The organism is Kordia sp. (assembly GCF_050633145.1).
GTDB lineage: Bacteria > Bacteroidota > Bacteroidia > Flavobacteriales > Flavobacteriaceae > Kordia.
This window is the reverse complement of the sequence record NZ_JBOEFY010000012.1, coordinates 51,098-63,940: the sequence shown is the minus strand read 5'-3', so window position 1 is coordinate 63,940 and position 12,843 is coordinate 51,098. Positions and strand designations below refer to the sequence as shown.

Annotated in this window: 8 protein-coding genes, 2 tRNA genes and 1 pseudogene; 5 read left to right on the top strand and 6 right to left on the bottom strand. The window is 33.6% G+C overall.

The genetic code is table 11. From position 1 onward, the window contains the following. Positions 1 to 15: 15 nt before the first annotated feature. Together sppA and ACRBBL_RS06400 are read right to left on the bottom strand one after the other, a co-directional pair. Positions 16 to 1,782: a signal peptide peptidase SppA gene (sppA, locus tag ACRBBL_RS06405; protein WP_431368191.1), complete on the bottom strand. Its 1,767-nt coding sequence runs from the start codon at positions 1,780 to 1,782 to the stop codon at positions 16 to 18. Between the two features lie 309 nt (positions 1,783 to 2,091). Next, positions 2,092 to 3,750, bottom strand: a complete 1,659-nt coding sequence (locus ACRBBL_RS06400; protein ID WP_431368190.1) for a serine hydrolase domain-containing protein — start codon at positions 3,748 to 3,750, stop codon at positions 2,092 to 2,094. A 373-nt stretch (positions 3,751 to 4,123) separates the two neighbouring features. Between ACRBBL_RS06400 and folK the strand changes: the two genes are divergently transcribed. Next, positions 4,124 to 5,245: a 2-amino-4-hydroxy-6-hydroxymethyldihydropteridine diphosphokinase gene (gene folK / locus ACRBBL_RS06395; RefSeq protein ID WP_431368189.1), complete on the top strand. Its 1,122-nt coding sequence runs from the start codon at positions 4,124 to 4,126 to the stop codon at positions 5,243 to 5,245. A 321-nt stretch (positions 5,246 to 5,566) separates the two neighbouring features. Here folK and ACRBBL_RS06390 read toward each other — a convergent pair whose 3' ends face one another. Further along, positions 5,567 to 6,097: an RNA methyltransferase gene (locus ACRBBL_RS06390; RefSeq protein ID WP_431368188.1), complete on the bottom strand. Its 531-nt coding sequence runs from the start codon at positions 6,095 to 6,097 to the stop codon at positions 5,567 to 5,569. A gap of 119 nt (positions 6,098 to 6,216) precedes the next feature. Between ACRBBL_RS06390 and mutS the strand changes: the two genes are divergently transcribed. From mutS to ACRBBL_RS06370, 4 genes and pseudogenes are all read left to right on the top strand, one after another. Continuing rightward, positions 6,217 to 8,790 (top strand): DNA mismatch repair protein MutS, encoded by a 2,574-nt coding sequence (gene mutS, locus ACRBBL_RS06385; protein ID WP_431368259.1) that lies wholly within the window; start codon positions 6,217 to 6,219, stop codon positions 8,788 to 8,790. A gap of 124 nt (positions 8,791 to 8,914) precedes the next feature. Further along, positions 8,915 to 8,987, top strand: a tRNA-Gly gene (locus ACRBBL_RS06380). Between the two features lie 15 nt (positions 8,988 to 9,002). Continuing rightward, positions 9,003 to 9,086, top strand: a tRNA-Leu gene (locus ACRBBL_RS06375). Positions 9,087 to 9,179: 93 nt separating this feature from the next. After that, positions 9,180 to 9,311, top strand: a pseudogene (locus ACRBBL_RS06370) (transposase); the annotation flags it as partial. 178 nt (positions 9,312 to 9,489) lie between these two features. Here the strand turns inward: ACRBBL_RS06370 and ACRBBL_RS06365 are convergent. Genes ACRBBL_RS06365 through ACRBBL_RS06355 form a run of 3 tightly spaced genes read right to left on the bottom strand, consistent with a single transcriptional unit; the run spans position 9,490 to position 12,584 of the window. After that, the gene (locus tag ACRBBL_RS06365) at positions 9,490 to 9,822 is read right to left on the bottom strand and encodes a hypothetical protein (RefSeq protein ID WP_431368187.1); all 333 of its coding nucleotides are present in this window, start codon (positions 9,820 to 9,822) and stop codon (positions 9,490 to 9,492) included. A gap of 9 nt (positions 9,823 to 9,831) precedes the next feature. Further along, complete coding sequence (locus tag ACRBBL_RS06360) at positions 9,832 to 10,947, bottom strand: UvrD-helicase domain-containing protein (RefSeq protein WP_431368186.1); 1,116 nt, start codon at positions 10,945 to 10,947, stop codon at positions 9,832 to 9,834. Then, complete coding sequence (locus tag ACRBBL_RS06355) at positions 10,944 to 12,584, bottom strand: ATP-dependent nuclease (RefSeq protein WP_431368185.1); 1,641 nt, start codon at positions 12,582 to 12,584, stop codon at positions 10,944 to 10,946. Before ACRBBL_RS06355 ends, ACRBBL_RS06360 begins: the two co-directional genes overlap by 4 nt. Between the last annotated feature and the right edge of the window lie 259 nt (positions 12,585 to 12,843).

Sequence of the window (12,843 nt, the reverse complement as noted above, 5' to 3'; positions counted from 1 at the left end):
TATAAAAAAGTAGGTTTATTTAATTTCTATTTCATACGGTAATAACAATTGTGGACCTTCCATTTGTGTAAGTTTCTTCATTTTTTGTAATAACAAATAGTTTTTATCACCCAATTCTTCTCGTAGTATATCTTCTTTGGTTTGAATGTATCCACCCGTATATTGATTTATGATACTCTGTAAATCTTTTTCATATACAGGTAATTCTAAAATTTCATATTCTGAAATGTCTGCCGCAGTTGCCGCTGCTTGTAATGCCATATCCAATCCGCCAATTTTATCGACCAATCCTATTTTTACAGCATCGTTTCCTGTCCAAACACGTCCTTGTGCTATGGAATCTACAGCTGCTTGTGTCATGCCGCGTCCGTCAGCTACACGTTGTGTAAACAAATCGTAAATGTCTTCAATACCTTCTTTAATTAATGCACGTTGCTCGTCTGTCATAGGTTCAAACACACTATATTCTACCGAATTTTTGTTCGTTCCAACTTGTTCTGCATTAATTCCTAAATCTTCTGCTAACTTGTGCATGTTTGGAATGGTGCCAAAAACACCGATACTTCCTGTAATGGTATTCGGTTCTGCAAAAATTTCATCTGCATTACACGCAATATAATATCCGCCAGAAGCTGCCAAATCTCCCATAGAAACAATAACAGGTTTTACCTTCTTGGTCAATTCAATTTCTCTCCAAATCAATTCGCTGGCCAATGCGCTTCCTCCAGGAGAATCTATACGCAATACAATAGCTTTTACCTCATCGTCTTCTCTAGCTTCTTTTAGCGCTTCATTCATTACACCTTGTCCAATGATGGTTTCATCACCTTCGGTATACATAATTTGACCTTGCGCATAAATTACAGCAATCTTTTTATTTGTGAAGCCTGTAGCTTTTCGTTGTCCAGTGTATCTGGCATATTCGTAAATATCAATTCTATTTACAAGTGTGTTTTTTCCTAATGCGTGTTGAATTCCACTTTCATATTCGTCTTCATATCCTATTTTATCAATCAGTTTCGCTTCTAAAGCGCGTTTTGCAGTTCGCCCAGCTAATTCATCTGCCAACACATTTAATTCTGCCGAAGAAATATTTCTGCTTGCGCTGATTTCTTTTCGCATTTCGTCCCAAATTGACTGTAAAAACACTGAAATTTGCTCTCTATTGGCTTCACTCATTTCCTGGCTGATGTAGCCTTCAACAGCACTTTTATATTTTCCATGACGAATTACTTCCATTTTTACGCCGTATTTCTCTTGAAAATCTTTGTAATACATTCGTTCCATTGCCAAACCTTTAAAATCTAATCCACCAACTGGGTTTAGGTAAATTGTATCTGCAACAGAATTTAGATAGTAATCTTTTTGAGAATAATAATCTCCGTAAGAAACAATAAATTTCCCCGATTCTTTAAATGCCACTAAAGCATCACGAAGTGCTTTGGTTTGTGCCATTCCTGCACTAATAGAATTGTTTTTTATAGAAATCCCTTTAATTTTTTTATCATCAATGGCATAGTTGATTGCATCAATAATATTGAACAATCCATCGTATTCTGGTGTATTTGGGTAAAAAGGTACTTTGCTGTAGTCAAATCGTCCGCCGTAATCATCAATAGGCTGACTTAAATCCAATTCTAGTACTGTATTTTTCTTTACAGTTACCAGCTCGTCATCAGAACCTGCATTGACGAAAATGAAGAGGAATAAGATTAAAAAACAAAGGGCAACAAAAATGATCATTCCCACAATAGTGGAAAGAACGCGTTTAAAAAATTTCATAGCGTATATGTTAAAGGCTTTTTTGCAAAAATATCTATTAATTGTCTAATTAGAAAGTAAGTGTGCTTTTAAGTGTAAACGTTACGTTTTTTGTGAAATTATTGGGAAATACTTTCTGGATGAAAATAAAAATGCACTTTCTTTATTTCTGCAATTCGATCTGTATATGTTGACTTCAGTTGGAGGGAAGTTATTTTAATTTTGATTAATGTGCATTACGTTCGCTAATTTTTAATTAGCTACAACAGTTTTATGTATGTTGATTGATTACTTTTTTACTATCACTATCGTAATAATACTATGTTGTTGTTAGTTGTTTTTTTGAAATTTTAAATTTTTCACTCTACCAGAGTCAAGTTCAAAGCCGGAAACTTTAGTACCTGTTCTTTGAAACCTTACTAATCCTAATTGCATGGTGAATTGGTCAATTTCACTTAATGTACACTCCATTGATACTTGTTTGTCTTCAACACTTGCTTTTAAAACACCATTTTCAATTTTGAAACTATAGGTTACATCAAGTTCTTTGCTATGAAAGCTTCCCGTATACTCATCTAAATTAATTTTTGAAGAATCAATCTCCTTCTTTCTTTGAGCCTTTGTCTCTCTGCCGCCTTGAAAGACGATAAGTGTTTGTGTCTGATTATCTTTAAGATTGGTAAAGGTGAAGCTTATATCTTTTTCTCCTGGAATTTGAAACGTATTCCCTTTTAACTTGCTAATATTATAAGTTGATTTATTCCAATTCTGAAGCACATTTAATGAATCGTTTTTAATACTTAAGCTTGCTGTAACTCCAGATTGTATTTCATAGGTTCCAACCAATTGTTTCAATTCAAATTCTTGTTCAGGTTCACTAATATTGGTTTTATTGTCATTCTTTTCAACTTCCTCCACAAGTTTATTTTTTAAAAGAATATCAGCAACTTGATTTGCCTTTCTTGACGGATCAGCATCTGCTCTGTTGGCAAATATTGCAATAGATAATTTTTGTTCTGGGAAACGCAATAATTCTGCTCTAAAACCAACAAAAGCTCCTCCATGTCGTATCGTTTTTAGCCCTTTGTAGTTGCCTATTATTAAACCAGCAGCATAATCAATAACTTCTCCATTGTTTAAAACACCTTGTTGAGTCATCATATTCCAAAACTCTTTGCTTAAAACACTAGATTCATAATAGGCATCATCCCATTTTTTTATATCGTTGATCGTAGTAAATATTCCTCCATCACCAATCATGCCTAGGGTTGTCATGCTAATTTCATAATCATCGTTATTCCGCGGAGCATAACCAGAAGCTCTATTTTTTACAATTCTCGTATGATCATCATGAAAATGTGTGTTGTTCATGCCTAATGGTTCAAAAATTTCTTTCTGAGCAAACTCTGCCATATTCATAGCAGCTACTTCATTAACTATTTGTCCTAATAACCAATATCCAGAGTTGCTATATAAATGTTCTTCTCCTGGCGCAAAATTTAGATCAGATTGATTTACCAACCATTTCATAAGATCATCATCGGTATAAAAGTCATCGTTTTCTAATCCTTTTAAATAGGCTAACTGTAAATAGTCTCTAATTCCACTAGTATGGTTTAACAAGTGTTTGATGGTAATTTTTTGAGCATACTCTGGAAAATCAGGGAAAATGCTCTTTAAATTGTCATCTAAGTTTAGTTTCCCTTTTTCTGCAAGAAGAATTATGCATGCAGCTGTAAATTGTTTTGAAGTTGAACCAATTCTAAAAACTGATGATGCAGAATTTGGAATATCATATTCCATATTTGCCATACCATATCCTTTGGCATAAATTAATTTTCCATCTTTAATAATTCCCAACGCACAACCTGGTGCATCTGCTTTATTCCATTCAGTAAAAATGCTGTCTATTTCTTGACTTTCTTTTATCTGTCCGAACGAAATAATTGAAAAGGAGCAGAGTATTAATAAGAGAAAATGTTTTTTCATGATTCTTTTTTAGACACTGTATTAGTCACAGTTATTATTTTATTTTTTATCTGTAAGATGAATTGTCAGCTCTTTCATTCAATTGGTGGAAACGTATCTATAACAAACATTCTTGTTATTTCTATGATAGCTAACATGTAATTGTTATTAAAACTACAATAATCCTATTCAAAGTCAAAGTCGCCCAAAGGGATTTAACATTTTAATATATTTAAGAACATTTTTGAGGTTCAAAAATCCTTAGCAAAAAAAATCTGCTAAACTGTGAGAAAGGAGAAAACCACTCTTAAATTTTATATTGAACTCACGTTATTTTGACTATCTTTGGCGGGGCTATTTTTAGCCTTACAAACGTATTTAATTGCATCCAAACTTGTTACACACTACATATATCTCTATTGGAAGTAATGTTGGCGACAAACGCGCACATTTACAAAACGCAGTCCAGAAATTGTCTGCTAAAATTGGTCGTGTTGTCAAAATTTCACCTATCTACAAAACACCGTCTTGGGGTTATGAAGGAAGTGATTTTTATAATGCTTGCTTGTGTATAAAAACTGCCTTGTCTCCAAAGGAAATGATGACGGAGATTTTGGAAATTGAAGTGTCGCTTGGTCGTATACGAAGTAATAAAAAGGGATATCAAGATCGAATTATTGATATCGATATTATTTTTTGTGAAAATATAGAATTGCAAACAAATTTGTTAGTCTTGCCACATCCGTTGGCACATGAGCGAAAATTTGTCATGCAACCATTGTGTGATATTGCACCGAGTAAAATTCATCCAACGTATAAAAAAACAGTTTCACAATTAAATGAAATGATTCCTGCACAAAGCATAGAAAAAAGTGAGGAATTTTTGGAGAATCCGAATGGTAAAAAAGATTTTTCTCGTTTTAATTATATTGCCATAGAAGGGAACATTGGTGCGGGAAAAACTTCGCTAGCCACTAAAATTGCAAAAGACTTCAATGGAAAATTGATTCTAGAACGTTTTGCAGACAATCCGTTTTTGCCAAAGTTTTATGAAGATAACAGTCGCTATGCATTTCCGTTAGAAATGTCGTTTTTGGCAGATCGATATCAGCAAATTTCAGACGATTTAGCGCAATTAGACTTGTTTAAAGATTTCATTGTGTCCGATTATGACGTTGTAAAATCATTAATCTTTGCAAAAGTGACTTTGCAAGCTGAAGAATATAAGTTGTATAGAAAGTTGTTTGATATCATGTACAAGGAAATTCCAAAACCAGATTTGTATGTATATCTCTACCAAAACACAGAACGTTTGTTGCGAAACATTAAAAAACGTGGACGCGATTACGAACAAAAAATTCCTTCCGAATACTTAGATAAAATCAATAACGGATATTTAGAATTCATCCGAACACACAAAGACTTAAACGTGAAAATTATTGACGTTTCTGATTTGGACTTTGTTGCGAACTCGAATGATTATCAGAAGATTGTAGCGGAAATTAATGAAGCGTAGGCTTCGACTCCGCTCAGCCTACTTTTGGATCGCTTCGCTTTTCTTTTAAACACTTTATATTTAAAATTCAACATGTATACTTTAGCATTTCTACGCGTCAGTTCGAGTGAATTTGTGGAACAAATTAGTGTCGAGAACAGTTTCGAAAACAAATTTGTATTGTAAAAACCAGTACTTCTCGATAGTTCTGTTGAGCGCACTCTGTTCGCAAAGACGTTGTGTAGGAATTTGAAATTCAAAAGTTCGTCTACCAAAATACAAACATACTAACACATGAGTAAGAAAATCTAACAGCGAAGCGGTCTAACAGGCAAAGCGAGTCTAAAAACGAAGTTTTGCAAACACATCCCAAATAACAACGCCAGCACTCACAGAAATATTTAAAGAATGTTTTGTGCCAAATTGCGGAATTTCTAATACATAATCACTTGCAGAAACTACTTCTTGTTGCACACCTTTTACTTCATTTCCAAAAACCAATGCATAGGTGTTTCCTGTTGAAGGTTTAAATTCATTCAACATTATAGCATTTTCAGCTTGTTCAATTGAAGCAATTTTCACATTGTTTTCTTGCAATTCTTTCACAAGTGCCAATGTATCTTCACGATGTTCCCAAGCAACTGATTCTGTAGCGCCCAAAGCAGTTCGGTGAATATCTTTATGTGGTGGTTTTGCAGTAATTCCACACAAATAAATCTTTTCAACCAAAAAAGCATCACTCGTTCTAAAAACAGAACCAATATTATTTAAACTGCGAATATTATCAAGAATGATAATAATACGTGTTTTTTCAGATGATTTAAATTCATCAACACTTAATCGGTTTAGTTCACTATTTTTAAGTTTTCTCATAGGTAATTCGTGAGATTTCCTTGAATTTAATTAAATTCGCAATTCAACGATTTCTGCAAAAATAACACTAAAAAAAGTAAACTTTGGCAAAAAAAAGCGCGAAAAAAGTAACTCCTTTAATGAAGCAATACAATGGTATTAAAACCAAGTATCCAGATGCTTTGTTATTATTTAGAGTCGGAGATTTTTACGAAACTTTTGGAGAAGACGCCGTAAAAGCGGCAAATATTTTAGGAATTGTACTCACACATCGTAATAATGGTGGCGATAATGTAGAACTCGCAGGATTTCCACATCATTCATTAAATACCTATTTGCCAAAGCTTGTAAAAGCGGGTGAACGTGTAGCAATTTGCGATCAATTAGAAGATCCGAAACAAACTAAAACCATTGTAAAACGTGGTGTTACGGAATTAGTTACGCCTGGAGTTGCTTTTAATGATGAGGTGTTACAAGCCAAAACGAATAACTTTTTATGCGCTATTCATTACGGGAAAAAACTCTTAGGAATTTCTTTTTTAGATGTGTCTACGGGAGAATTTATGACTACGCAAGGTTCCGCTGAATATATTGATAAGTTATTGCAGAACTTTAAACCCAGCGAAATTTTAATTCCGAAGCAGAAAAAACTCGAATTTGCAGATACATTCGGGGCAAATCATCATGTATTTTATTTGGAAGATTGGGTTTTTAAAGCCGATTTCGCCGAAGAAAAACTTATTACACATTTTGATACAAGTTCGCTGAAAGGTTTTGGTGTAGAAGACTTAAAAGAAGGAATTATTGCTTCTGGAGCTGTTTTACACTACTTATCGGAAACAAGACATAACAAATTACAACATATAACTTCCATTGCTCGTATTGCAGAAGATGCGTATGTGTGGATGGATCGTTTTACAGTGCGAAATTTAGAACTGTACGCTTCAACTTCATTCAATGCGATTACCTTGTTGGATGTTATTGATAAGACAATTTCACCAATGGGCGGACGTTTGTTAAAACGTTGGTTGGCATTGCCATTAAAAAATAGTCAAAAGATACACCAGCGACATGAAGTTGTAAATTATCTATTGAAAGAATCTAGTGAATTGGAAAAGATTCAGCATCACATCAAACAAATTAGTGATATTGAACGCTTAATTTCTAAAGTTGCTACAGGTAAAATCTCGCCAAGAGAAGTTATTCAACTAAAAAATTCGCTCGAAGCCATCATTCCAATCAAACAAATTACAAGTAATAGTGCAAACGAAGCTTTGAAAGTAATTGGTGATACGATTCATGAATGCGAATTGCTTCGATCTAAAATTAAAGAAACCTTAAACGAAGAAGCGCCTGTTAATATTTTAAAAGGAAATGCAATTGCAACAGGTTATTCTGATAAGTTAGACGAGTTGCGTGGTATTGCGTTTTCAGGTAAAGATTATTTGGATAAAATGTTGGAGCGCGAATGTAAAACAACTGGAATTCCGTCCTTAAAAATAGCTTCAAATAATGTGTTTGGTTATTATATAGAAGTAAGAAATACACACAAAGCGAAAGTGCCAGAAGAGTGGACACGAAAACAAACGTTGGTAAATGCCGAGCGTTATATTACGGAAGAACTGAAAGAATACGAAACAAAGATTCTTGGTGCTGAGGAGAAAATTGCGCAAATAGAACAAGAGTTGTTTGCCGATTTAGTTATTTGGATCAATCAATATATAAAAGCTGTGCAGCAAAATGCACATATTATTGGGAAGTTAGATTGCTTGTGCGGATTTGCAACGTTAGCGAAAGCAAACAATTATATATATCCACAAATTGACGATTCGTATGATTTAGAGATAAAAAATGGACGTCACCCAGTAATTGAGAAGCAATTGCCAATAGGTGAAAGTTATATTGCAAATGATCTGTATCTCGATCGCGATGCACAACAAATCATTATGATTACAGGACCGAATATGAGTGGTAAATCTGCCATATTGCGTCAAACAGCATTGATTGTACTCTTGGCTCAGATGGGAAGTTTTGTACCTGCAGATTCTGCGAGAATCGGTTTGGTCGATAAGATTTTTACCAGAGTAGGAGCAAGCGATAATATTTCTATGGGTGAATCGACCTTTATGGTTGAAATGAACGAAACGGCTTCTATTTTGAATAATATTTCGGAACGTAGCTTAGTGTTGTTGGATGAGATTGGTCGTGGAACAAGTACCTATGATGGAATTTCGATTGCGTGGGCAATTTCAGAATATTTACATGAACATCCATCACGTGCAAAAACTTTGTTTGCCACACATTATCATGAATTGAACGAAATGACCGAAATTTTTGATCGTATCAAGAATTACAATGTGTCCGTAAAAGAATTGAAAGATAATGTTTTGTTTTTGCGTAAACTGGTCAAAGGAGGAAGCGAACATAGTTTCGGAATTCATGTGGCTAAAATGGCTGGAATGCCGCAGCAAGTCATTCACAAAGCAAATAAGATATTAAAACGTTTAGAAAAATCGCATTCTAGTGAAGAGCTTGCAGACGATTTAAAGCAAGTTGAAAATGATATGCAATTGAGTTTTTTCAATATGGACGATCCGTTATTGGAAGAAATCAAAGAAGAAATTCTCATGACAGACATCGATACATTGACACCTGTAGAGGCGTTGATGAAGTTAAATGAAATAAAACGTATGTTGGTGCGTCAAAAAAAGTAGTTGATTTTGAGTTGATTAAAAAATAATTTATTCTTTTTCTTGAAAACGCTTTGGTATTTGAAGAAATGTTTTAAATTTGCATCCGCAATACAGTAGTAGTGTTGCACGTTCATTAAAATAAATTGCGAAAATAGCTCAGCTGGTAGAGCGTAACCTTGCCAAGGTTGAGGTCGCGGGTTCGAGCCCCGTTTTTCGCTCAATATAATATCCACGCTCGAGTGGTGGAATTGGTAGACACGTTGGACTTAAAATCCAATGGCCTTTGGGCCGTGCGGGTTCAAGTCCCGCCTCGAGTACACTAGAAAAGCCGAAGTTTTATACTTCGGCTTTTTTTATTTAGGTACAACATAGGTACAACATTTTGCTTAATCTAAAAAAATGAAGAATATGGGCTTTGTAAAGTCAATACCAAATGTATCAAGCAAGCTAACAAGGTCATGCACTTAGCAGCTATTGCATATAACTTAAAGAAATACCTGAAATTCATAAATAAAAAGGTTAAGAGTGGAGCAAAATCACTCGGCTTCATTTTTTTCAGAAATAAAGCTACTATATAATGGACTTATCTTGATTGTAAGAGCCTTGAATTTTAGGATTATAATAGTTTACCATAGAAAGTTCTTCAAAATGGCTAAAAATCATTCTGTTTATATGAAATTAGGGACTTGTGCAACGGTTACTGTTGTTGTCCTCAGTTTTCTAAATAACCGAATATTTTTTATAATTTAAATACATTAATGATGTAGCAAAAAGAATTATTAATGTAATTAATACTGTTGAGATCTCTTTAGAAAATATTGATAAGTATAACAATATTGCACTTTGAATTATAGGTATATAATCAGCATAATCTGCTTTTTCACCCAAATCATTCATAAAGCCACCTCCGATAACTTCATTAGCAAAACGATCCCAGTCTACAAGAATTTTTCCATTTCTGGCTTGAAAAAAGCCTTTTTCTTTAAGCGAGGATTCATACTGTGCAAATAACTTAAAAAAAGAAAATGCTAGTTGGTCTAATTGTTTACTCATATTAATTTTTTAGGAATTAGGATCGTAAATAGGCAATTCTTTGATCTTTTTGATATCACTATCTTTCAATATTATTGCGACACTTTGCTTCGCCCTGGTTAAAGCGACATACAATTTTGCTCTTGCAGCTTTTGAAATATCGGAATTGTGATCTTTTAACCACTTTATCATTGGGCCAGAAGGGTAGATAACTACTCTTTCCCGCGTTAGTCCTTTAGATTTACCAAAATTGAGCACTTGACTTACTTTACTGACTTTAGTTCTGATACTGTCTCTTAATTGAATTGCGTCGTATTTTTTAAGGTACGAGTCTACATGTTCTTCGTGTAAAATAAATAAGCCATTATGATCGGTGATATCTTCGTTGCCAGAATTACTCTTTGGCAAATAAGGATAAAGAAGATTAGAGTAATCACAAATACTTTGAGGGCATCTATAATTAATGGTAAGAGATGTAGTATCCGTTTCGATATCTAGCTTGCTATCTTCAAAGAAGTTCAGAATTTCTGACTTTACGTATTTTTTATTTTTCCTAGAGTTATTGGTTGAGTATATTGCTTGTCTTGGATCGCCAACTAAATTAACATCTATTTTAGCTTTAAATAAATAATCCAATACTTCTAAGTCATAGCCTGCTAAATCTTGCACTTCGTCAATATAAATAACATTAAAACAGCGAGACAAGCGGTCAAAAACTTTCCCTTTAGATGAGATGTTACACCTTATTACAAGTTGAGCTAACTTATCCGAGTATATTTTACGTGCTGGACTGAAATAGAATTTTTCAAAATTATCTTCGCCCCAGTAAATAGGAAATTTCCCTTTTTTTGATCTCAACCCAGATCTTCCATTGACAAGTAGCATTCCTTTTGTATCGAAAGTAAACAGACGCCCTTGATAGGGTTTTACACCGTGAGAAATTAAAAATGAAAACCAAGTTTGGACAAATATGTTTTCTGGAATACAGCCATTTTTATCAATTATCTTTTGAAAAATTTCTCTCTCACATGCTTCGGTAAAAGTGGTAATTAAAACTCTTTTCCCTTGAGACGATTTTTCAATAGCATCATTAACTATAAAAGTGGTTTTTCCTGCACCTGCTGAGGCAATGATGAGCTTATTCATATAATGGCGTCTAAGATGTATTGAGGATATTTAATAACATCTTTAGTTTCAAATATCTTTAAAGCGCATTCCGTCTTATTGCCCCTCATATATTTATGAAGATCATCGGTTTTTTGATAGTCTGTACCTAGGATTTTATTTAAAGAAACCAGACCATTTTCTTTTAATATTTTTGGTTCTAATGTGTTGTAGTTAAATGATTTTTTTCCAATTTTTAAAGTGCCAGAATCCACAGTGTTGTCATAGCAAATCTTAATATTTGGTTTCGCATTGCTACCAATGTATGCATCGTATTTTTTTGTAAGAGCTGCGATATTACCGTCGTTATCAGTAACAACACAAACAGGCTGTTGTAATTTTTCTGCAATTTCAAGAAACCTAAGAAAAGAAACACCTACAGAAATTACCTCTATTTCATCTTCAATGGGTAATTTACCTTTATTATTATCTTGATATGCTTTTTGAACAACCAATTCGTCAGAATCTCCTTCAACCAAGATTGCTTTTTTGCAAAGCATCAACCTTAATGTATCGTAGCCAGCAATCTTCTCAAAAAATGTCTTAGTTTCAGGAGATAGAGCGTCGAGTTTCATTGTCTTTTTATCATTCAATAATATCAAATCAGCAAGTCCAAGCTTATTTGCTACAAAACTGTTATGAGTTGTAACTATGATTTGTTTGCTAACATTTTCGTCTTTAATGGTTTTTATTAGTTGATTTAGTTTTGAGTGTGACAAGTGATTTTCTGGTTCTTCTAATAGGATGACACTTGCTTCCTTGGCTTTATCGTGAGCAAGAGCCAAATTCGTTTTAACGATGCTCTGCTCTCCTTTTCCTATAAAATGAAACGGAATATTATCAAGATATGTGGTTAGTCCAGTTTCCCATGCATTCTTAGAAGATAACTCTACTGAAATTTTGACTTCTTTATTAGAGATTTTGCCTGCTACACTTATCTTCTTATTAATTGCGTCGATTGATGAATCTCCCATAAAATGTTCTTTCATTTTTCTATGAGATTGGGAAACACTTACTATTTCATCTTCAGAAAGTAAGTCCTTTACTATTCTTCCGATATAAACATCTGAACCATTCTTGCTTCGAGAACTAGAGGAATCAATGTAGGCAGATTTTAAAGGTATATTTCTTGCAGTAATTGGATCCCTTGAAAAACTTCTCCATACAACATGATAATATTCAATCGGAATTGTCTTAACATCACCACTCTTTAGTAGTGATTCATATGACGATTTATAAATATCGTTAAACTCGATACTAAATGAAATACCACTACAACCAATACTATCACTATTTTTATCACCTTCAAGTAGAACAACTTCTGCACCACCATTGATATAAAGCTCTATCTCAATACTTGGGGGAGGTAAGGGTTTGCCGAGTTCTATACTTTTAATATAATCACTTATAGCTATTTCATTAAATAAATATTGCGAAAGTTCATAACGCATATATCTACCTCCATACATCCCAGTTAAAGCTAAATTTATAGCTTCAAGGATAGTTGATTTACCTGCTTCATTATCTCCTACAATAATGTTTAACCCAGAGTTTAAGTGAATGATAAACTTATCTTTAAAGCCTTTAAAATTGTTAATAACTACTTTTGTAATTTCCATGTTGATCCACTTAAAATTTTACTTCTATTATAAGTATAATATATAAAAAAACACTGTACTTTAAATAATATCTAATGATAACTAACCTAAAGCATTTCGTTTTTTTGGATAAATTAGCACTCTAATCTTTTACAGCTTCCACAGTTGCTATGTGAGCAGTGATTACAAGCGTTTTCTCCTCTATACATTTCTGTTTTACATTTACAGCATTTCCAAGCGCGTGATGCTTTAATTGTTTTCTCTGTTGTTATCGATATTT